This is a genomic window from Marinicrinis sediminis, from assembly GCF_042685085.1.
Taxonomy (GTDB): Bacteria; Bacillota; Bacilli; order Paenibacillales; family KCTC-33676; genus Marinicrinis; species Marinicrinis sediminis.
In genome coordinates this window covers 727,380-747,493 of the sequence record NZ_JBHUMM010000043.1, presented here as the reverse complement: position 1 = coordinate 747,493, position 20,114 = coordinate 727,380, and the positions used below count along the sequence as shown (strand labels likewise).

Here is a 20,114-nt window from a genome sequence, read left to right as displayed (position 1 = left end):
AGCGAGGCTAGAGACAGGAAAAGAGGTGAGAAATCATAGCGAGACAAATCGTCATCGTCAGTCAATGGTTGCTCGGTCATCTGGTTCCGGTATTAGGACTGGGAAGAGAACTCGCTCAAAAGGGGCATCACGTAAGTGTTGCTGCACCCTTGCCCTTTCAAAAGCTGATTGAACAGCTCGGGCTACATTTCATCCCGGTCACAAGAGGAAAGTATCCGCATCATTTCCTGCAAGAAACCTTAGATGAAATGGATGAGGTGCTTGCAGCGCACAGAGTGGACTTGATGATCTGTGACTCTGCGCTCAGTGCGCCAGCCTATTACGCTGAAAAACATGGCATTCCATGGGTGAGTTATCAGACGGCGCTGTACTGGCCGGATAGCTCTTTGCCGGGAGACGCAAGGACAAATGCCAGACTGAGGGAGCAATATCGACAGAAGCTCAATCAACTCAGACAACATTACGGATTGCCGTTACTGCACGATGATCTGCGATCTCGCGGCGATCTGGCCGGATATTCGCCCGACCTGCATCTGGTCATGGTGTTGCCTGCCTTGATTCCACGATCTATCCCCTTGCCCGAGAGCTTTCAGGTTGTTGGGCCGTGTGGTCTGGCAGAAGAGGTGGAAACGAAAGCCGCATCCTTGCCCACACAGCCGCAACACGCTCATCTGTTCGTCTGTACCACTTCAGCAGACAAGCCGGGATACAGAGAGAAAACCGATCATTATCTAACCGCCGTAGTAAATGCATTTCCCGACCCCGTCATGCAGATCACCATTCTGGACAACCCGCCTGACGGATTGAAGCATGCCGTTGCCGATAAAACACCTTCACACATTCGTTATGCAGGAACGGCACTCCGTCATCATCAGGTACTGCCCACAGCGGATGTGATGGTTACCCATGGCGGCTGCGGCACCATTCAAAAGGGTGTGCTTTATCAGATTCCGATGCTGGTTATCTCTCTCGGGCTGGATCACACCCTGCTTGCCGACCATTGCGAGCAGCTTGGCCTAATTAGACAAATCAAACCCCACGAACTGAACCCCGAAACGATCAGGCAACGCATCAAGGAACTTCATCAGGATGCAGATATTCGACACCGTCTCAAACAAGTATCGTCAGACCACGGCATACAGCAAGCGAATCAGTATGCCGCTGAACAAATCGAAAATAAATGGATGAGGGGATGAATGATGTTGGAACAGACACAATTGATTGACATGATCAAGCAAATCAGTGGCAGGGAAGAAGTGAAACTCGAAGATACCTTTGAGGCACTGGAAATGGATTCAACGAATATCGTTGAGCTGCTCATCGAGATGGAGATGGTGCTCGACATCGACATCCTGGATGCCAACCTTAACTTGTATGACATGATTCGGGTAGCAGACGTGGAGGCATACATCCAGCAAATTACCAAGGGATAGGAGTAACCGTATGATTCGAATCGGTGCAACGGCAAGCTATGTGCCGACAGAGAGATTGTCTGCAGCAGATTATTATGCACAGGGAGAGATCAGTGAAGCAGACTTGGAGGGACTGAAAAGCAGAGGGGTCACGTCTGTGCCGATAGAACCGGCAGCTTCTGCAGAAGAGATGATGATCCGGACCTTGCATAAATTGCTGGAAGGTTCCTCCATTGAGCCTGCATCTGTAAAATGGCTGCTCGTGCCTTATTTGAATTATGCCTTTCGTTATGATGATCCGGTACTGGAACGAATAAAAAGCAGATTTGATCTGTCCCGGGCAACCTGCTTTTCCCTCCGAGATCTGCTCTGCTCAAATACGCTGATGGCCATTCAATTGGCCGCTCGAATGCTGGAGGCGGAAGCAGATGAACAGGCAACTGCGCTTATCCTGTGTGTGGAGAAATGTCTGCTCCCGGATCAGCGTCAAGGCGGTGGGCACTTTCTGACAGGAGATGCAGCGGCTGCGCTCTCTCTCCATGCAGGCACATACGGAGACAAACTGCTGGCCTTTCGCGCCTTTTCGGACGTTCGCACGATTCAAGAGGGCAAGATGAAAAACGGTCAAACGGAAGTACCGGACTATTTTTATTACGTCACCCTGGTCAAGCAGATCAGGCAGCTTCTGACTGATGCCCGTATCCACCACACCGATCTGAGTCTGATCATCCCCAACAATGTCACACCTGAAACATGGCCCTTGCTCGCCAGGCTTCTCAAGCTGCCTGTGGAACGATTCGAACTGGAGGGTTTCACGCGGTACGGACACCTCAACAACTGTGATATCGTACTGAATCTGGATCGCATTCGAAACAGCAATCGACTGAAAAAAGACGATTATTATATCCTGTTGACTCTGGGGAACGGGGGGGTGGTCTGTTGTGCACTTTGTCAGAAAGGGTAGCTTGTATGCGTCTGTACCCAGCGTGCACACCGCCTATACGAACAAGCCGTTGAAACGTGACTCGATCGAGCACCGCCTGTACGAGGAAATTCGTGCACAGACCAGGACTGCTTGCAATCCTGTAGGTGCGACCAATGGTGCAAGGCCGAGTGGGAGAGCATCGGATGAAGGGCTGTTTTTCGAATACACCCCCGTTGAATACGCAGGACAACAGATTGGGGAAGCAGCCCGGCGACGTTCACCGCAGCACCTGATTGGCTGTTATGCGGCGTACCCACTGACTGATAAAATCAACGCCCTCCTGACGATTCAGAAGCAGTGCAAGCTTGAACGTACCATGCCTTTTTCCATTGCAGATGCCGGCAGTTTGGCCCTGTTATGGGCGATTCATGCGGCAGAAGTGATGCAACACACGAGTCTGCTCATTAGCATGGAACAGATGGAAACGGGCGAATGGCAAGAGAGGCAACAGAAGCAAGAGAGGCAACAGAAGCAAGAGAGGCAACAGAAGCAAGAGAGGCAACAGAAGCAAGAGAGGCAACAGAAGCAAGCAGTCACAGGTGCAGACGACTTTGACATCTCGACGACGGCTTCCCGTTATCCACTTGCGGATGCACTCGGTTGCTTGTTTCTCTCTCCAAAGCCAGAGGATGGAGATTGGCTGTTGCGTGGATACGGCATGACAGATTCCACCATTAAACCTACAATCATTCTTCCAATTGCAGAAAATGAACGTGTTTTCTCAGGCGGGGAAACGGATAGCACGACACAAAATCTGCATGGCCTAGATGAAGAAGCTGGCTGCTCAGTTGAAGCTGTGGATGGGGAGATGGCCGAGAAGTCGATTCAATGGCTGCACACGTTTATTCAATCTTTCGATCTGAGTCCGAACGAAGTGATGGTCATCCCCCACCAGCTGAGTCTGGCCTATATGGAGCCTTTCCGTGATCATTTCTCTAACGTATGGCTGCAAACCGATTTTCGAAATCGGGCTACAGCCGATCCGCTCTATGCCTGGTCTGCCCTGCTGGATGAGCGGCAACCGGAATATATTTGCCTGAACCTCATGGACCCGCAACGTGGCACTGGTGCCATGCTGTTACAAAAAAGGAGGCTTGCACATGACTGATTTTCGTGCCGCATGGCTGGAAGCCCGTGACCGTCGCACAGAGGACCAGGTAGCCTGGCTGGCAAATTTTGAAGTGGAACAGCAGTGGAAGGAACCTCATCACCTCGCGCTTCCAGGCCTTTCCTCCCAAGTACCCTATCATCATGCCCTGTCGGAAATGGCGCTCTTGCTAGCGGAACCGCAAGATCTCGTTTTTCTTCATCAGGAGCCGGATGTGGATTTTCTGGCCTACCTGTCTTCCTTTGGCTGGAGACCACCCACCATGATCGCCATCCACTCGGGTACAGAAAGTCCCAATCACCGGGCAGAGGGCTTCCATCACCTTCTGACTGATCAATTGATCCAGCAATGGCAGGCATCATCATCCAGGGCATCCATGCAGCAGCGCTTTCAGGACTGGGCTCATTCGGGTTCACGGCCAGGCTCCCTGATGGTTCATGGCACTTCTCAGCTCGAGGAACAATTATCCCGGATGCTGAATCTGAACATGCTCTCATCGAGTAGTGATGTAGTGCGAGCGGTAAATAGTAAAATTTTCAGCCGGGACAGATGCCTCAAACACGGCATTGCTCAAACAGAAGGCCGATCTGTGCACCACTTGTCTGAGCTGGAAGAGGCTTTCAGGCATTTAAAACCTGCTTTGGTTCACCATCCGCTTGTCCTGAAGGATGCCTATGGGGTGTCCGGCAAGGGTCTTTTTCTCATTGAAGATGAACCCAGATTCAGGCAGTTGCAAAGCAAGCTGATGAAACAGGCAGAGCGAATCGGTTCAGATCGCATGGAAATGGTGCTGGAAGTTTGGGTCAACAAACTGAAAGACCTGAATGTTCAATTTATGGTATACCCTGATGGCCAGACGTCACCGCCCATCATTCAGGAAGCACTGGTCGTGAATGGCGCACATGCCGGACATGTATCCGCTCCCCACCTCTCCCCGCTGATGCACCAGCAACTGGAAGCGGCGGTTCGTCTACTTGGCGTTGAACTGGCTGATGAGGGTTATGTTGGCCCTGTTGGACTAGATGCGCTAATGACGATCGACAATCAGCTATATCCTTGCATTGAACTGAATGCCCGATTCAATATGTCTACGTATCACAACCGTGTGCGACAGAAATGGATGCCAGCAGATACCATTTGCATGACAACGGCCTGTTCCTTCCGAAGGCACAAACCGGTCAGCTTCAAACAGATGAAGCAATTACTCGGTCCGCTGCTTCTGACACCTTCTTCAGCATCTGGCTTGCTGATCGTATCATTTGCCTCGGTCAATTCCATCTACAGCCGTGACGAGAAACAGACACGGGGCAAACTCTATGGCGTCATAGCCGGCAACAATAGAAAACACTGTGAGCAGATTCAACAGCAGGTGCAGAATCGGCTGGATGCTCTGGAGGCAAACATTTAATGACCTAAATGATTAATGGCATAACTTATTGAAAGGTTCACGATCCGATGTTGAACGAACCGAAGGTGATAAACAGCGAAGCGAAAAGGCGAGAGGAGGTTTCTTATGCTGCCGCTTGATCCGTATCAAGATCACACGATGCTTGAAGGGCTTGCTGAACAATACGGCACGCCCTTTTATCTGTACGATGCCCATGTCATTCAGAAACAGATTTATGCCCTGCAGTCCAATCTGCACCCCGCGATTCAACTGTGTTATTCATTGAAGGCAAATCCAAATCCCACCATCGTACAGCTTATGCTCCAACAAGGACTGCACGCAGAGATTTGTTCCGAGCATGAGCTCGCAGCCGCCATTTCTGCGGGAGCACAGCCTCATCAAATGATGGTGCTGGGTCCGGGGAAGAGTCGGCAGGAGCTGCAAAGGCTTCTGTCAATCGGCGTGAAATATGTCATTGCCGAATCATTGCAGGAATTGCAAATCATAGCCGAGCTAGCTCGGGAACGTGCCTGTCCGGCACAGGTCGGCATTCGTGTGAACCCGAAATCGGTCGTACAGGGAGCCAGATTAAAAATGGGCGGCACGGCCAGACAATTCGGTATCGATGAGGAACAGTTGCCACAAGTGATTTCATGGATGGAAGAGTGCGATGTTCTGTCTTTGTCTGGCATTCACGGGTATTTCGGTACCCGCATTTTATCTGAAGAGACGCTCGCAGCCAATTTCTCCTATATGCTGAACCTTGCTGAGCAGTTCATGGACACTTATTCGCTTCCTCTCCAATATGTCGGTCTCGGGGGCGGGTTTGGCATTCCGTATTATGAGAATGAGAAGCCTTTGCACCTTCCCAGACTTGGACAATTGACAAAGGAGGCGTTCCAAGCTTTTCACAAGCGGCATCCGCACATCGAATTGCTCGTGGAATCCGGACGTTTTTTGTCTGGTCCGGCAGGGATTTATGTGGCGAGAGTTCGCTATGTGAAGGAATCCCAGGGCGTGCATTTTGCTATTCTCGATGGCGGTACACACCAGCATGCAGCCGCTGGCGGATCTGGAAGTCTGCTGAAACGCAACTTTCCGATTGAGGCGATCATCCAAGAAGAACGGGAGAAAAAGGCCTATACCCTCACAGGACCGTTATGTACACCGGATGATGTGATCGGTCGGCAAGTGATGCTCCCTGAACTGCATCCTGGAGATCTTATCGCCGTTTACCAGTCGGGGGCTTATGGGCTTACCTTTAGTCCGGTCCTGTTTCTCAGCCAGTCTCTGCCCCGGGAGCTGCTGCGGGAGCAGGAACAGATTCACCTGATCCGTGACCGACATGAATTTCTGGTTCCCAAGGCAAGACGAACAAATCTGTCTTAATTCGAACAACAAACGCGCAATGATCTCCGAATGAAGACGCAATTAAAGTCGAGAGATGCACCTCCGTCATCCTGTACGATGTACCTAATCACACCTGGAGGTGGAAAAGCATGCATTATGATATCGTCATTATCGGAGCTGGTCCAGCTGGAGCAAGCGCAGGTATTTTTGCGGCCAGAGCGAAGAAAAATGTCCTTATTCTGGACGAGGACAATAGTGGTACCAAGAAGGCATGGATTGACAATCATTATGCCGTAATGGGCATGACAGGGTATGACGTTTTCGAGACAGGCAAGAAACAGGCGGAGAAATTCGGTGCCAAGCTGTTGACCACCAAAGTACTGAATCTTGTACCTGTAGCAGACGACTGTAGCGAGCAAGACAAAGCCGCACAGGAAGGGACAGCAGGACGATTCAGGCTGACGACAGAGGACGGGGTTTTTGATGCCTCGATTGTCATGATGGCTTCCGGGTCCTCCAAGGAACTGGCCAAATCGCTGGATATGAAAATGAAAAAAGGGTCGGAGCCTGGTACCGGTATGGTGATTGACGTAGATGCCGAGGGTCGAACGAGTATTCCGGGTATCTGGGCCGCTGGGCTGTGCACGGGAAGCAGTATGCATGTAGCGGTAACGGCTGGAGATGGTGCGCGAACAGCCATTCATATATTGAGTGAAATGAACGGGAAGCGACATGTGGATCACGATATGATGTGCTAGAAAGGAGGCGAGGAAATGACGATGAGAACATTAAGGGAAGAAGAACGCACGTTTTTTGAGCGGGAGGGCTATTTACTGTTGAAGTCCTTCTATTCTGCGGAGGACATTGCCAAGCTGAATGATGCCTATTGGGAGATCTGGAAGCAGTTGATGGCGGAGGGCAAGATTATGCAGGCTCCGAATCGCCCTTTCGACAGTCTGTTTCCGCGACTGCGTGATTATCATTGGGAAAATGAAGAAATTCTGGATTTTATTTTGGAGCAACAAGTGATTGGTCTCCTGCAGGAATTGATAAATGAAGAGATCCTGGTTTGCCAGACGAGCTATTATTTCAAAGCACCGGGCGCGAAAGGACTGCCGATGCACCAGGACAATTACAGCATCGGGGCCTCGCCGGACACCACCTATGCAATCTGGGTCAGTCTGGACGCTTCCGGGCAAGAAAATGGCGGTCTGCAGGTTGTGCCAGGCTCCCATGTATTTGACATCCTGTCTCCGGAGATCGTCCCGGAACGAATCAACGTATATGGCAAGCAGATTAATATCCCGGACGGTTATGAAGCGATTGAGCTGCCGACAGAACCGGGTGATGTGGTGATATTCAACGGCAACATTCTGCACGGATCGACGGACAATACGTCCACGAATCAGTTCCGTCGCGCCATCGTCACACACTATGCCAGGCAGAGTGTGGAGAAGATTACGTTAAATTACAGCAATCTAGTCTTGCCAAACCGGGAACGAACGAGACGCAGACTCAATGCGGAGCCGAGAGTCGTAGAGACCAAAGATACGTTATTCGAATTCAAGGATGCAAAGTTTTTTGATCAAATCATCAATCGACAATCCAAAGGGTAGTCTGTCATGAAGATGCCCGATATGCTGACGCTCATTGCTGGACATACCGGACCATTCTGCAAGACAGAGGGAAGAGTCGTATCTTATCCGGCACTGACAAAAGCCGTGCAGTGGAACGTTGCGGCTCTGGAGAAGCTCGGTTTTGCCCATGACCGTGAGAGAGAGGGGCAGCCACTACTTGGCCTGGATATTGCACTCGGATGGCGATCGGTTCCCGTCCTGCTGGCTGCCTTTGCTTTGCGTGTGACCGTGATGCCGATTGATCCCGGGCGCAATCCCAGACTGGCGGAGTCGCAGCTCGCGCAAACCTCGCCAGCCCTGACTGTCCATTCTCAGATGATCGATGAGGATGGCTGTATGGTGAACTTCCCGGAGGTGTTCCCAATCTGGCACCAGGAGCTTGCAGATACGGCCGTCCTGATGTACACCTCGGGAACAAGTGGACATCCCAAGGGCGTCATGCTCACCTATGACAATCTCTCCTGCAATGCTGCCGCGATACTCGGCTATCTCAACCTTCAGTCTGCCGACTGTCTCTATCTCCTGCGTCCACTGACGCATGCCTCATCCCTGACCGGAGAGTTGCTTCCGGCGCTGGTGAGGGGATGTGTGCTGGTGATGAAATCACAGGATCAGCCTCCATTGACCGCGATCCGGGAAATGGCACAGACCGAATCCACCATTCTCTGTACGACACCGACCGTGGCGGCCCGGCTGTCTCATTTTGCAAACCGGTATGATCTATCCAGTCTACGTCATCTTTATGTTAGTGGGGAGCGGCTGTCCGCGTCTCATTTCCATCGCATCCAGACCGGATTTTCGCATGCCCGGATCGGCAATGCATTCGGTTTGACTGAAGCATCGCCGCGCATCAGCTGCAAGCGAGTCATTGAGGATGATGCCGATCTGGACAATGTGGGAACCGTATTGCCAGACGTACAGATACGGATCGTGAATGATCATGGCGAGTTGCTGCCTGACGGAGAACGGGGCCATTTGCAGGCAGCGGGTCCCAACATCATGAAAGGTTATTTTCGAGATCCTACAGCGACGACGGCACGACTGCAAGGTGGTTGGCTCGCGACTGGGGATATCGCAAGTATCCGGGACGGTGAGTTGTATGTGCATGGCCGGGCTGATCACATGATTGTACGAGCAGGCATCAATGTTGATCCCCTGGAAATAGAGTCCTGGCTGCTCCAGCTTGATGAAGTGGAAGAAGCCGTTGTCTTCGGCAAGCTGGATACGGGGGATGTCCGCAACGGAATGCGGGTGCACGCCTGGATTGTTCCACAGGCAGCAGTGAAGGAAAGCGAGCTGTATGACCGGATTTTGTCTCACTTGACGGACAGCAGGCTGTCGATTGATCATCTGGTATTTAAGCAGGAGTTGCCCAAGACCTCTTCCGGCAAGCAGATTCGACCCAATATGAATGAAGGCAGGTGATGAGATGGCATCCAGTCACGTGTTGCATCCTTTTACGTATATGCCGCCCGTCAGTCAGAGAAATGGAGAAGAATGGCTGAAGCTGGTAATGGGAGAGGGGTGCTGGGTATATGACGAACAGGATACGGCCTATCTATATACGACGACGGCCGTTCCGGCACTGGGTTTCGGTCAGAAGCAGATTCAAAAAAGGCTCCATCGGCAATATCGCAAGTTGAGCTTTGCCTCCATATGCGCCTCCACCCATGAACATGTCGAGGAATTGGCCCAGCGTCTCATCGATGTCACCTCCTCTCGATTCAGTCAGGTTTTTTTCAGTAATGACGGTTCCGGTGCAGTAGAAAGTGCAATGAAGCTGAGCCGGTTGTACCATGCGATGAGAGGAGAACCTGAACGCACTGGATTTATCAGCTTTTCGGGTAATTATCATGGCACTACGTTTGCCAGCGGATCTGTGACCGATATGGGCATTGACGGGGTATTTGGACCAGGACTCGAGCAATGCTGGATTGCGCCATTTCCAAGAAATCATCTAGACCTGGATCAGCTGGAGCAACAAATGTTGGAGAAAGGCACCGACCAGATTGCAGCAGTCTTGGTTGAACCGATACAGGGTGTCGGCGGCATTGTGGCCATGCCTGATGCTTGCTTTGCACAAATTCGCCAGCTATGCAACAAATACGGCATTCTCCTCATTGCCGATGAGGTCACGACAGGACTCGGTCGTGCCGGTACATGGTCGGTAAGTGAGGATCAGCAGTTGCATGCCGATCTGATCGTATACGGAAAGGGACTTACAGCCGGCTACTTCCCCATGGCTGCCACACTGATAACTGATGACATGGTACAAACGCTATTCGCTTCAGGCGGCATCTTTTTGCACGGGGCTACTTTAAGTGGACATCCAGTCGGTTGTGCGGCCGCTCTGGAAGTGCTGAACATCATGGAACGGAAACAGCTCGTTCGCAGGTCAGCGCAACTGGGCGCCGTGATATTGCAGAAGCTTCAACATCGCCTGCATGACTACGAATGTGTGCGAGAAACGAGAGGCAGAGGATTGATGCTCGCTGTTTCCTTTCAAACAGCGGCTAAAGAATCGGTCGGTGCGGATTGGGGTACCAGGTTTTCAGGCTATTTGCGGGAAGCCGGCATTTTGGCGAATTTCTTCAATTCTGATCTGATCATGTATCCGCCCCTTACGATTTCAGATCAGGAAGCACAGTTTTTGATCGAAGGTGTTGTTTACGCCGTGGAGCGAATGGAAACAGGAGGTGGATGAAGATGACGCAAGAAGCGTGGACACAATTTTTCGGACGTGATTATGTCGCTTTTTCCGAGATGATTTTATCCCCTGAACGAACCCAGTTCGAGCGAAATGCCATCGTGGAAATGTTGAAATTGCCGGCAGGCGCTTCGATCCTGGACCTGGGTTGTGGACAGGGACGTCTCAGTATCCCGCTTGCCCAAAGCGGATATCGGGTCACCGGATTCGATGGGGCCCCGCATTTGCTTGCGGAGGCAAAACGTCGGGCGGAAGCCGCGCATGTCCAGGTGAACTGGGTACAGGGTGATATGCGTGAGCTCGTGTTCTCCAATGAATTTGATGCGGTGATCAATATCGGGACGGCTTTCGGCTATGTTCCTTCTCAGGAAGAAGATCAGAGGATTCTGGAGCGAATATACCGTGCACTGAAAAAAGGCGGCAGGTTTGTACAGGATACGGAGAACCGGGACTTTAAATTGACGCATCTCGGGCAGACCTGGAGTCGCATGCAGGATCAAATAGTTTGCAGCCACCGTGCTTTTCATCCCGAGACAGGGAGATGGCAGGAAAATCTGTTCTGGTTTACGGAAGAAGGGAAGAAGGAGACGCTGCTGGATCTCCGTCTGTATAGCGCCACGGAACTGATTCAGATGACGGAACAGGCCGGATTGAAGGTGCGGAATGTATATGGCGGATTCGATCTGCAGCCGCTGGCGGTACATAGTCCGCGCATGCTGTTGCTGTCAGACAAGGGGGAGAGAAGCGTATGAATCAGCCTTTCGAAGCGCAACATCTCATTATTTCGACTGAGGAACGGATTTGGGAAAAGGGTGTATACGAACAGACCGAAATGTGTTACTTGTGGGCGGATGAAGAAACGTCGCGACGATGCTTCCTGCTGAAAATGCTGCCAGGTTCCTCCATTCCCAAGCATGATCATCCTTATCGCGAGCTGGCTGTCGTCCTGGAGGGTGAGGTTCGTTTAAATGATGACGTGATGAAGGCAGGAGATTTTCTGACTGCAGGACTGGGGCAGGCGCATGACGTGTATTCGGAGCAAGGATGTGTGATGTATATTCACGTCGATTTTGATGTAACGGTGTATGAGCTCGTGAAAAAGGACAGGCCAGGTACATGAGCCAGGCTTCGTACCCTACGACGCTATTCAATGATCACTATCATGCCGCATACCGCTATGTATCGGATTATACCGCCTACGCCCTCCAGCGTATGCTCATGAGCCATGGTGTCAGGCTGGACAAGGGAGCTTCCTTGTCGCAGATCGTGCAAACACTGGGTTGTCAGCCTCCATTCGAGGGTCATGTGAAGTGGGTACTCGCTTTTATGGCCCAGCAGGGTGTGGTCTGGCAAGACCATGAGAAGCGATGGATTGGCAAATCCCTGACACGTCCAGTCCGCCCGAAGACCATTGCCCACGTGCATATTGAACCTTCCATCCGACTGATTGATCATGTGTGCGAGCATTGGCCAAACGTCATCAACGGAAAACAGCGCGCCCTACAAGTCCTGTTCGGAAATACGAACGAAAATGGCGAGTCTCTGTGGGAATCGTATTTCTGCAACAGCCATGATTTGTACGCTGTCCATAATCAGTGGGCAGCCGAGCACTGTGCCAGTCTGGCAGCCCGCATGGATGTAGCCAAGTGTGGTCCGCGCGTGCTTGAGCTGGGAACCGGCTTCGGATCTGCAGCCCGGGCATTGCTGGCTGAATACTTGCTGCAAGGTCTGCCGCTTCGCCATCTGATGCTGTCAGACATAAGCCCTGCGCTTGCGACCCGGGTGCAGCGAGAACTTCAACCCTGCCATGAACAGATGGACATCACCAGCTGTAAACTGGATATTAATCGGATTGATCCTGACTTAGACCCCAATTACGATGTGGTGCTCGCTGTCAATGTCGCTCATTGTGCCAGTCATATCAGGGAATCCCTTGCGGGACTTAAAAAGCTGCTGCGTCCCGGCGGGAGACTGGTTCTGTCTGAATGTGTACGAATAGATGATACGACACGACTTCACCAGGAATTTATTTTTTCGCTTTTGCCCCACTTTTCACCGATTCCGTCCACCCCCGTCTTGAACTCGGACCCGTCTGTTCCTTGCTTTGGTTTCCTGAAAGCGTCGGATTGGGAAGAGGCCTTGAAGGGAGCCGGGTACTCGGACGTTCAAGTCCATATTAATGAGGGTGAGCAAGTTTGCGGAGCTCTCATCACAGGGACAAACAAATAGGCGTGCTCTTGCAGTTCGCCTGTTTGTTTTTTTGTTGGCCAAAATACAGTTAATGTCAATAAAAACAGATTGTGAGTATATTAAAGCCGAGTGAAAATCACTGGAAACGCCTACGATGGAGTTAAGCAAGCAGAATCAATCTACATTGGCAGGAGGGAATTCATTGATTGTCATATGGAACGTCGATCAGGAGCTGCTGCACTCGAACTGGCAAAGTGAACCTGAAGATCAACAGGAGAAAGACTTGATCCAGAGTGCAGAATCGTTTGAAGATGTGCGTGATTTTGTTCTGAATGGGCGCTTTGAGGCCGTATTTATCCTCACATCCCGTAAAGAAGTACCCGGTATGGCTGCTCTGCAATCTCTGAATACGGTCATCCCCATCTACACTTTCACCCAGGTGGACAAGCATGCGCAGTTTATTATTTTGTATTTCCTCTATTATCTGGCTTCTGTAACCGAGGAGTCGCATCAGGAACAGGCGGAGCTCGCCGCCTCACGGGACGATGTGGACTGGGATCAATCCCTTGCCTACATCCGGGAGCATCTCTATGATAATGATCTCTCTCTGGAACAGGTGGCGAAACAAAATTATGTGTCCAAGTGGCATTTTTCGAAAATATTCAAGAAACGGTTCGGGATTACGTTCAGGGAATTTCTGATTCAGGAACGTGTCAGTCTCGCCAAAAAACTGCTGTTGACTAATGAATCCGTTACAAGCGTGTGCTATGCCGTTGGTTATGGGGATTTAACACATTTTGGACGCATTTTTCAGAAAAAAGTCGGAATGCCGCCTTCCCGCTATAAAAAACTGTATTGGAAGCCGGATATGCACGAAAGGAGAATCCGATGAAAAAGATGCTGCTTGTCCTGCTGCTCTTTTATGCACTGGTTCTTTCGATGTGGGGATATCAGCAATGGACGAAGCCGTATGCGCTCCCGAAGCTGAATGAAGACGTGAAGTGGGCGGATTATCGCCTGGATTTTAGGGAAGAGGCGATCTTGCATCAGGCCGTTCAAAGCGGGGAAATCACTCCTCTAGCGCCTGTAAGCTCTATCGAGCATACAGAAATGGCTGATCAAGCCTATATGTACGCACTAGAAAAGGGAGACATCGCGTTGCTGAAGCAGCTCGTAACGTTCTCCCCGGCGCAGCTCGCATACAGCACCTCCCTTCGCATTCAGATGACAGAAGCAGGGAGGACGGAAGAGTTGATGGATTTCTGGGCACAGCTTCCACAGGATGAATACCCGGATATCCGCCTGCAAAAGGCACTGACCTATATCGACATGCTGCAGGACCCTTCTATCGGAACAGCGAAGCTGGGCCAGTATTCCTATCAGTCCATTGCAGAGCTCGAACGAATTCTGGATGCGTATCCGTATGACTGGATGGCGCATTACGCAAGGGGCATCAATAATTTGTACTGGCCGGTGGGACTGAAGCGAATTGATAAAGCCATCCAAGATTTGTCCTTTTGTGTGTCGGTCGCACGAAGCTATGCAGACAGGCAGACACAGCTCTGGCCGATGGCCTATACAGCACTGGGAGATGCCCTCGTGAAAAAGGGGGAAGTCAGTCAAGGGATCAAGGTATGGAGCGAGGGATATGATCGCTACCCAGACTTTGCTGAGCTGGAAGAACGAATGAGGGCAGGAGAAGAGGGCGCCGTGAAACTGGTCGCCTCGATGCGCGGCATGGAGCAATTTCAGCGTCCTCAGCCGGATTTGACCCATATTCAGCAAATATGGACGGACCAAAGTGCAGGTGAATAATGGTGAACTATTCAAATGCGGAAATTGTCGTCACAGGAATTGGCGTATATAACACCATCGGCATCCATGCAGATTCATTTTGGGAACAATTACTCGCAGGCAAGAACGGACTGCGGAAGATCGACCTGTTTGATGTCAGTGAGCAGCGTGCCCAGACAGGCTGCCAGCTTACCGAGTTGCTGCCATCCGCCTGGTTTGCTTCGGAGAGCGAGACGATGGGGCGTACCACCCGCATCGTGTTGCCTCCCATCGAGGAAGCACTGCTACAGGCTGGACTCGACCAAGCAGATTGCAGTGGCGGTAAAACCGGCCTCTGCATCGGCACGACGATGGGTGAGATCGAACCGCTTGAAAAGGCGATGCGCGGCGATCCGAACGGGCAAACCGGCGGGCCGCATGCGATTGCCGAACAGATTGCTACGCTGCTGGCTCTTCAAGGGCCGATATGGACCTTTACCAATGCTTGTGCCGCTGGCAATTTCGCCATTGCCCGTTCGATGGATGAACTCCGCTCAGGACGTGCAGATCGGATGATTGCCGCCGGAGTCGATGCCATGTCATGGGCTGCTTTCACCGGATTCAATAGTCTGAGGGCCATGTCAACGGATGCTTGCCGGCCTTTCGATGTGACTCGCAAAGGTCTGATTCTCGGCGAAGGAGCTGGCGTGCTGGTCATGGAACGCAGAGAAAGCGCGGAAGCAAGAGGGGTCACTCCGCTCGCTCACATTCTCGGATACGGGATGACCAGTGATGCACACCATATCACCCGCCCAGATCCGAAAGCGAAAGGAGCGGTGCGGGCAATGCGGGAAGCAGTCGCGATGGCTGGGATTCATCCGGATCAAATCGATTATGTCAGTGCCCATGGAACCGGGACGATGGCTAATGACCGTATGGAAGCGACGGCACTTCGTGAAGTCTTTGCGAACCATCCCACTTCAGTCAAGGTCAGCTCCATCAAAGGACATATCGGACATACACTGGGGGCAGCGAGCGCGATCGAAGCGGTCATGAGTGTCAAAGCGCTGCAAACCCAGATGCTTCCGCCCACCTTGCACTTGGAGAATCTGGACCCGGCCTGTGTAGCCGATTCGCTTCATATGTTAAGGGAGCCATGGAGAGGCAAGGTATCGCTGATCCTGTCCAATTCGTATGCATTCGGCGGAGTGAATTCCTCTATTGTGTTGTCTGCGCCACAGGAGGGGGGCGTCTTTCATGAATAAGTGGATGATGGTGGAAGCTAGTGCAGCCATCGGCCCAGAACTGAAGCAACAGGCAGACGACACGGCCCTGATGCTGCAAGCAGGCCATGTGCGCAAATGGTCGAGGCCAGCCCAGCAGGCGTTGCACGTAGTCAACAAGTGTTTGCAGGACGTGCAGGGATTGGAATCGGAGCGTACGGGGTTTGTCATTGGCGCCAACCATACGACCTTAACGCCGATTCTGGCCCTGGATGCGGATGCCCGTCAGTTTGGCGTGCAACAAACCAATCCGGGATTGTTTCCTGAGACCGTTTTGAATGCCATTGGCGGACATCTGGCTCAATATTTTCAGTTTACCGGGCTGAATGTGACCATCTCCAATGGCTCTAACACAGGTTTGGCTATTGTGCAATATGCCATGGATGTGCTGGCAAACCAAAAACTCGATCACGTCATCGTCGTCATGTTTAACCAGCTTCCACCAGCAGAGTTGCAGCCTTACCTGCATCCGATTGAGATGGAACAGGAATCCGTTGTGGCCCTCTTGATGAGCAGATGGAACCAGGATGGTTCAAAACCGATTGCATCCGAACAATCCATTGCGTCGCAACCAATTTCTGAGTTGTATGCAGTGCCGGATACATGTGATCTTCTGCATGCCAATGAATTGCCCTGGCATCTGTATGAGCTAGGCCGTCAATATGGCAGAGCCGTATGCTGCCTCGCGAACCGGGAGATGGCTACAGATTGCGTGTCCGTCAGCAACCATGACGGCCATACGCCTGATTCCCGGCAACGGTTGGAAAACGTTTCAGAAATCCGACGTTATGAACTCGAGCCGGCACTTGGTGACAGTCATCTGCTCATCTGGGTGCCACTATCGGGGCGTTCAGAAGAGAAGGAGGTGCAAGATGAGCACCGCACATAGCCAGATTACCGGTACAGCCATGCTCACCTCGTCAGGTCAGAGCAGCGAAGAGGTCTGGAAAGCGGTCTGTGAGCAACGGGCGGCTATTTCTGAACGGCATTGGCAAATGAACGGGGAAACGGCGATTGTCTTCCCGTGCTACGCTATTGGGTCTGTGGATCTCAGGCAATGGATCTCCTCTTCGGCCATTCAGCAGATTCGGGATTGGGGACTGGCAGAAGATCGGGATTTTACGTATCTCGTTGCCGTGATTGCAGGTGCACTGTCTGATGCAAAATGTACGGAAGAAATGAGAAAATCCAGCCGTATTTCCCTTGTGATCGGACACGAGAATCTGGGTGTTGTCAAGCTGATTGACCAGCTGATGCAGGACATGAGCCAGCAGGAATCGGCCTGGCAGCGTGGATTCGAATCGTCCTTTACCCAGTATCAGCAGCACTATTATCAGTTGCAGAGCTTTCCTTACTTGTATTATTTGTCCAGACTGTTTGATTTGAACGGACTGACCTATACCGTCAACAATGCGTGTGCATCGGGCTTGTATGCCATAGAACTCGGAGACATGCTGCTGAAATCGAATCAGACGGATATGGTCGTGGTGGCTTGCTCGGATTATGCGCATGTTACGGAATATTTGTGGCTGAAGGAAAAGGGTGCGATGTCCACGGGACAGCAACTGAAGCCCTTTGATTCCACGAGAGATGGATCGGTGCTCGGAGACGGTGCTGGCGCCATTGTGATGGAACGCAGAGAGAGTATGGAACATCGCAAACAGGCCGTACACTGCTATGCGGTCTATGCAGGAGGAACATTTGCCCAGGAATCGTGGCATATGACTTTGCCTGATGTGACGCAGCATACGTATGCGAATGTCATAGAGCGTGCGATCCGTCAATGGGTGACACCGGAACGTCGGGATCACGCGGTAGATTTGCTGGTTCCGCATGGCACAGGCAGTCCGATGTGGGATCGGTATGAGGCCAGTGAGATCCAGCGCGCATGGACGGCTTGCCAGCTTCCCCCACCGTTCGTGACAGCCTTCAAGGGCTATATCGGTCATACACTGGGTGCCAGCAGTATGATTGAAGCGATCTTGATGATCCATTGCCTGAAGCATCAATGTGTGCCCCGCACCTTGAATGCGGATCAGCCAGATCCTCAGCTCAGATTGCCAATCGCCGAGCAGACCAGGCAGGTTCCGCTGCACACGGCTGTCAAGTCGGTACCCGCCTACGGCGGCTTTCACGTAGCTGCGGTATTTAAGAGAGGGGAATGAAGGAGGGCGTATGAAGCAGACACAATGGAATTTTTCAAATCAATCTGCCATCGTAACTGGCGGGTCCAGAGGGATCGGGGCCGCGGTGGTCAAAGGGCTGGCTGATGCGGGAGCCGAGGTTCTCTTCACCTATTCACACGACGAACAGGCAGCGATGAGACTGATTGAACAGTGCGGGACTTCACGGGTCACAGCGGCCAAGGTCGATTTTACGGATCCGGGAGACATGGAAGCATTTCTCAATCAGCTGACAGACCGGAAGGTGGACTGTGTGGTCAACAATGCCGGCTTACTGCGAGATGGCCCGCTGTACAAAATGAAGGAAGCGCACTGGCAGCATGTTTTTCAGGTTAATGTGGAGGCCCTGTTTGCCGTATGCAAAAAACTGATTCCCGCTTTGGCGATCAGCGAAGGTCGAATTGTCAATATTTCATCCGTCTCCGGCATCAGCGGCACGGCCGGGCAAGTGAATTATTCAACGGCCAAGGCAGGGGTCATTGGCTTCACCAAATCTCTGGCAAGAGAGATTGGTCCACTTGGGATTCGGGTCAATGCTGTCGCCCCGGGATTCGTTGAAACGGACATGCTGCTGACGATCCAGCCACAAAAGCGCAAGAGTCTGTATCGCGATGTTCCGCTTCGCAGACTGGGCAAACCGGAAGAGATCGCCAGTACCGTCCTGTTTTTGCTTTCAGATGCCGCGTCGTATATGACCGGTTCCATCGTGGTAGCAGACGGGGGATTGTATTAAACAGGTTAAGCATCGAGGCTGGATGAAACACGGGAGCCTGAATGAGGAACGAATAAGCAGGATGAGAAGAGATGAGGACAAGTATGGACAAGTGAGGACAAGCACGGACAAGTGAGGAAAAAGGAGTCGATGAGCGATGGATAAGAACATAAAGCAGCGCATGATTGCGCTGACGCTGCAAGTGACAGGTCAGGGGGAACCACCTTCTGATGATCAGCTGGATGCATACATGGCACAGCCTTTGTCTGATTTGGGGATTGATTCGCTCAGTGCTCTGGAGCTTGCGGTACATCTGGAAAGAGAGCTTGGCGCTCGTCTGGAGGAAGACGAATTGGCTGAGGTTCAGACGCTCGCGGATATCGCGGCCGTGATCGACGAGAAATTGCAATGAGCGGAGTACTGACCTGGATGAAGCAGGATTTCGAGCGAGTGGCTTCGACGATTCCGGTGCTGCAGCAAACGAGCCAGCGGACTTTTCAAGCGCGATTCTCAATCATACTGGAAGCTTTTTTGACCGGATACAATGCCGCATTGGCGGATCGAACCCTGCATATCCAAGCGATACAGGAAAGTCTGGACAATCAATATGATCCGTATTATGTGGGATTCGCCTATGAAGGGCTGGGCATGGGACTAGGTGCCCGCACCCTGCGATATCCATCCGAGATTTCTTCACTGGAACATCAGTTCAAACGGTTCTCCCCCCGATATATGTATCAATATTATGTCGGGCTGGGCTGGTGGATGCATACGCGTTACGGATTTCGACCGAAGCCCTACCAGCAATGGCTATCGCGACTGGACCCGCTGTATGGCTCCATTGTGTTCGATGGCGTCGGGTTTCGCAGCGGAATATGGAAGCTGGCGATCGAGGGGGATCGTCTGCTTGCCCGATTCAGGCAACTGGGATATGAAGCGGAACGTACATGCTTGCAGGGACTTGGCAGGAGCATCTGGTTTCTCGGTGAATGCAACCTGCTGAAAGCCTTGCAGCTGGTGGAATCGTTGCCCAAGTCACATCAGCCAGATGTGTGCAGCGGCTTGGGACTAGCCGTGGGCTATACCGAATTCGAAGATTTGAAGTGGATGCTGAGCCTGCAGGAATGGGTGCCACAAGAACTCCGCATCTCATATCAGCAAGGTCTGGCCTTTGGCTTGTATGCAAGAAAAAGACAGATGAATGGTTTCATTCACTGGATTGATTGCTATGCGGACTCGATTTCCAAACCGGTTCATGCTTATCTGGATATCGTGACGAGGTCCTATGAGACGATGCAGCAGACGGATGTGCCATACACTTATTCCCATTGGCTGGATGATGTGAGGTCGCGACTGGAAGCCATGAACGTATGAAGAGAAGAGGGGT

The 20,114-nt window shown here is 51.9% G+C and carries 21 protein-coding genes; all 21 read left to right on the top strand.

Annotated features, from left to right (window positions below; all coding sequences use genetic code 11):
- The first annotated feature begins 68 nt into the window (after nucleotides 1-68).
- Entirely contained in the window at nucleotides 69-1,196 is a 1,128-nt protein-coding gene (locus ACFSUC_RS17245) for a glycosyltransferase (RefSeq protein WP_379930890.1), read from the top strand.
- Nucleotides 1,197-1,433 carry a phosphopantetheine-binding protein gene (locus ACFSUC_RS17240; protein ID WP_379930889.1) on the top strand — a complete coding sequence of 79 codons (237 nt, stop codon included), beginning with the start codon at nucleotides 1,197-1,199 and terminating at the stop codon, nucleotides 1,431-1,433.
- Between the two features lie 10 nt (nucleotides 1,434-1,443).
- Nucleotides 1,444-2,376: a 3-oxoacyl-[acyl-carrier-protein] synthase III C-terminal domain-containing protein gene (locus ACFSUC_RS17235; protein ID WP_379930888.1), complete on the top strand. Its 933-nt coding sequence runs from the start codon at nucleotides 1,444-1,446 to the stop codon at nucleotides 2,374-2,376.
- A complete protein-coding gene (locus tag ACFSUC_RS17230) occupies nucleotides 2,354-3,505 on the top strand; it encodes a hypothetical protein (RefSeq protein WP_379930887.1) in 1,152 nt (383 codons plus the stop codon). The genes ACFSUC_RS17235 and ACFSUC_RS17230 overlap by 23 nt, the downstream gene beginning before the upstream one ends.
- Nucleotides 3,498-4,913 (top strand): ATP-binding protein, encoded by a 1,416-nt coding sequence (locus ACFSUC_RS17225; RefSeq protein WP_379930886.1) that lies wholly within the window; start codon nucleotides 3,498-3,500, stop codon nucleotides 4,911-4,913. Before ACFSUC_RS17230 ends, ACFSUC_RS17225 begins: the two co-directional genes overlap by 8 nt.
- 105 nt (nucleotides 4,914-5,018) lie before the next feature.
- Complete coding sequence (locus ACFSUC_RS17220; protein WP_379930884.1) at nucleotides 5,019-6,281, top strand: diaminopimelate decarboxylase; 1,263 nt, start codon at nucleotides 5,019-5,021, stop codon at nucleotides 6,279-6,281.
- A 110-nt stretch (nucleotides 6,282-6,391) separates the two neighbouring features.
- Nucleotides 6,392-7,000, top strand: a complete 609-nt coding sequence (locus ACFSUC_RS17215; RefSeq protein WP_379930883.1) for an FAD-dependent oxidoreductase — start codon at nucleotides 6,392-6,394, stop codon at nucleotides 6,998-7,000.
- 15 nt (nucleotides 7,001-7,015) lie between these two features.
- Complete coding sequence (locus ACFSUC_RS17210; protein WP_379930881.1) at nucleotides 7,016-7,858, top strand: phytanoyl-CoA dioxygenase family protein; 843 nt, start codon at nucleotides 7,016-7,018, stop codon at nucleotides 7,856-7,858.
- Nucleotides 7,859-7,864: 6 nt separating this feature from the next.
- Nucleotides 7,865-9,304 carry a class I adenylate-forming enzyme family protein gene (locus ACFSUC_RS17205; protein WP_379930880.1) on the top strand — a complete coding sequence of 480 codons (1,440 nt, stop codon included), beginning with the start codon at nucleotides 7,865-7,867 and terminating at the stop codon, nucleotides 9,302-9,304.
- A gap of 4 nt (nucleotides 9,305-9,308) precedes the next feature.
- Nucleotides 9,309-10,583 (top strand): aminotransferase family protein, encoded by a 1,275-nt coding sequence (locus ACFSUC_RS17200; protein WP_379930879.1) that lies wholly within the window; start codon nucleotides 9,309-9,311, stop codon nucleotides 10,581-10,583.
- A gap of 2 nt (nucleotides 10,584-10,585) precedes the next feature.
- Nucleotides 10,586-11,338 carry a class I SAM-dependent methyltransferase gene (locus ACFSUC_RS17195; protein WP_379930878.1) on the top strand — a complete coding sequence of 251 codons (753 nt, stop codon included), beginning with the start codon at nucleotides 10,586-10,588 and terminating at the stop codon, nucleotides 11,336-11,338.
- Complete coding sequence (locus ACFSUC_RS17190; protein WP_379930877.1) at nucleotides 11,335-11,706, top strand: cupin domain-containing protein; 372 nt, start codon at nucleotides 11,335-11,337, stop codon at nucleotides 11,704-11,706. The genes ACFSUC_RS17195 and ACFSUC_RS17190 overlap by 4 nt, the downstream gene beginning before the upstream one ends.
- The gene (locus ACFSUC_RS17185; protein WP_379930876.1) at nucleotides 11,703-12,815 is read left to right on the top strand and encodes a class I SAM-dependent methyltransferase; all 1,113 of its coding nucleotides are present in this window, start codon (nucleotides 11,703-11,705) and stop codon (nucleotides 12,813-12,815) included. The genes ACFSUC_RS17190 and ACFSUC_RS17185 overlap by 4 nt, the downstream gene beginning before the upstream one ends.
- Before the next feature lie 163 nt (nucleotides 12,816-12,978).
- Nucleotides 12,979-13,668 carry a helix-turn-helix transcriptional regulator gene (locus tag ACFSUC_RS17180; protein ID WP_379930875.1) on the top strand — a complete coding sequence of 230 codons (690 nt, stop codon included), beginning with the start codon at nucleotides 12,979-12,981 and terminating at the stop codon, nucleotides 13,666-13,668.
- Nucleotides 13,665-14,591 carry a hypothetical protein gene (locus tag ACFSUC_RS17175; protein ID WP_379930873.1) on the top strand — a complete coding sequence of 309 codons (927 nt, stop codon included), beginning with the start codon at nucleotides 13,665-13,667 and terminating at the stop codon, nucleotides 14,589-14,591. The genes ACFSUC_RS17180 and ACFSUC_RS17175 overlap by 4 nt, the downstream gene beginning before the upstream one ends.
- Nucleotides 14,592-14,593: 2 nt before the next feature.
- Nucleotides 14,594-15,814, top strand: a complete 1,221-nt coding sequence (locus tag ACFSUC_RS17170) for a beta-ketoacyl-[acyl-carrier-protein] synthase family protein (RefSeq protein WP_379930872.1) — start codon at nucleotides 14,594-14,596, stop codon at nucleotides 15,812-15,814.
- Complete coding sequence (locus ACFSUC_RS17165; protein ID WP_379930871.1) at nucleotides 15,807-16,721, top strand: beta-ketoacyl synthase N-terminal-like domain-containing protein; 915 nt, start codon at nucleotides 15,807-15,809, stop codon at nucleotides 16,719-16,721. Before ACFSUC_RS17170 ends, ACFSUC_RS17165 begins: the two co-directional genes overlap by 8 nt.
- Nucleotides 16,705-17,997, top strand: a complete 1,293-nt coding sequence (locus ACFSUC_RS17160; protein ID WP_379930870.1) for a beta-ketoacyl synthase N-terminal-like domain-containing protein — start codon at nucleotides 16,705-16,707, stop codon at nucleotides 17,995-17,997. The genes ACFSUC_RS17165 and ACFSUC_RS17160 overlap by 17 nt, the downstream gene beginning before the upstream one ends.
- 10 nt (nucleotides 17,998-18,007) lie before the next feature.
- On the top strand, nucleotides 18,008-18,748 hold the full coding sequence (locus ACFSUC_RS17155; RefSeq protein ID WP_379930869.1) for an SDR family NAD(P)-dependent oxidoreductase: 741 nt from the start codon (nucleotides 18,008-18,010) through the stop codon (nucleotides 18,746-18,748).
- A gap of 136 nt (nucleotides 18,749-18,884) precedes the next feature.
- Nucleotides 18,885-19,139: an acyl carrier protein gene (locus ACFSUC_RS17150; RefSeq protein ID WP_379930868.1), complete on the top strand. Its 255-nt coding sequence runs from the start codon at nucleotides 18,885-18,887 to the stop codon at nucleotides 19,137-19,139.
- Nucleotides 19,136-20,101 carry a DUF1702 family protein gene (locus ACFSUC_RS17145; protein WP_379930867.1) on the top strand — a complete coding sequence of 322 codons (966 nt, stop codon included), beginning with the start codon at nucleotides 19,136-19,138 and terminating at the stop codon, nucleotides 20,099-20,101. Before ACFSUC_RS17150 ends, ACFSUC_RS17145 begins: the two co-directional genes overlap by 4 nt.
- The last annotated feature ends 13 nt before the right edge of the window (nucleotides 20,102-20,114 follow it).

Bases quoted from the DNA above. Each gene is read 5' to 3' on its own strand.
- ACFSUC_RS17240 (WP_379930889.1), top strand. From the start codon at position 1,197: ATGATGTTGGAACAGACACAATTGATTGACATGATCAAGCAAATCAGT.
- ACFSUC_RS17235 (WP_379930888.1), top strand. From the start codon at position 1,444: ATGATTCGAATCGGTGCAACGGCAAGCTATGTGCCGACAGAGAGATTG.
- ACFSUC_RS17225 (WP_379930886.1), top strand. From the start codon at position 3,498: ATGACTGATTTTCGTGCCGCATGGCTGGAAGCCCGTGACCGTCGCACA.
- ACFSUC_RS17220 (WP_379930884.1), top strand. From the start codon at position 5,019: ATGCTGCCGCTTGATCCGTATCAAGATCACACGATGCTTGAAGGGCTT.
- ACFSUC_RS17215 (WP_379930883.1), top strand. From the start codon at position 6,392: ATGCATTATGATATCGTCATTATCGGAGCTGGTCCAGCTGGAGCAAGC.
- ACFSUC_RS17210 (WP_379930881.1), top strand. From the start codon at position 7,016: ATGACGATGAGAACATTAAGGGAAGAAGAACGCACGTTTTTTGAGCGG.
- ACFSUC_RS17205 (WP_379930880.1), top strand. From the start codon at position 7,865: ATGAAGATGCCCGATATGCTGACGCTCATTGCTGGACATACCGGACCA.
- ACFSUC_RS17200 (WP_379930879.1), top strand. From the start codon at position 9,309: ATGGCATCCAGTCACGTGTTGCATCCTTTTACGTATATGCCGCCCGTC.
- ACFSUC_RS17195 (WP_379930878.1), top strand. From the start codon at position 10,586: ATGACGCAAGAAGCGTGGACACAATTTTTCGGACGTGATTATGTCGCT.
- ACFSUC_RS17190 (WP_379930877.1), top strand. From the start codon at position 11,335: ATGAATCAGCCTTTCGAAGCGCAACATCTCATTATTTCGACTGAGGAA.
- ACFSUC_RS17185 (WP_379930876.1), top strand. From the start codon at position 11,703: ATGAGCCAGGCTTCGTACCCTACGACGCTATTCAATGATCACTATCAT.
- ACFSUC_RS17175 (WP_379930873.1), top strand. From the start codon at position 13,665: ATGAAAAAGATGCTGCTTGTCCTGCTGCTCTTTTATGCACTGGTTCTT.
- ACFSUC_RS17165 (WP_379930871.1), top strand. From the start codon at position 15,807: ATGAATAAGTGGATGATGGTGGAAGCTAGTGCAGCCATCGGCCCAGAA.
- ACFSUC_RS17160 (WP_379930870.1), top strand. From the start codon at position 16,705: ATGAGCACCGCACATAGCCAGATTACCGGTACAGCCATGCTCACCTCG.
- ACFSUC_RS17155 (WP_379930869.1), top strand. From the start codon at position 18,008: ATGAAGCAGACACAATGGAATTTTTCAAATCAATCTGCCATCGTAACT.
- ACFSUC_RS17150 (WP_379930868.1), top strand. From the start codon at position 18,885: ATGGATAAGAACATAAAGCAGCGCATGATTGCGCTGACGCTGCAAGTG.
- ACFSUC_RS17145 (WP_379930867.1), top strand. From the start codon at position 19,136: ATGAGCGGAGTACTGACCTGGATGAAGCAGGATTTCGAGCGAGTGGCT.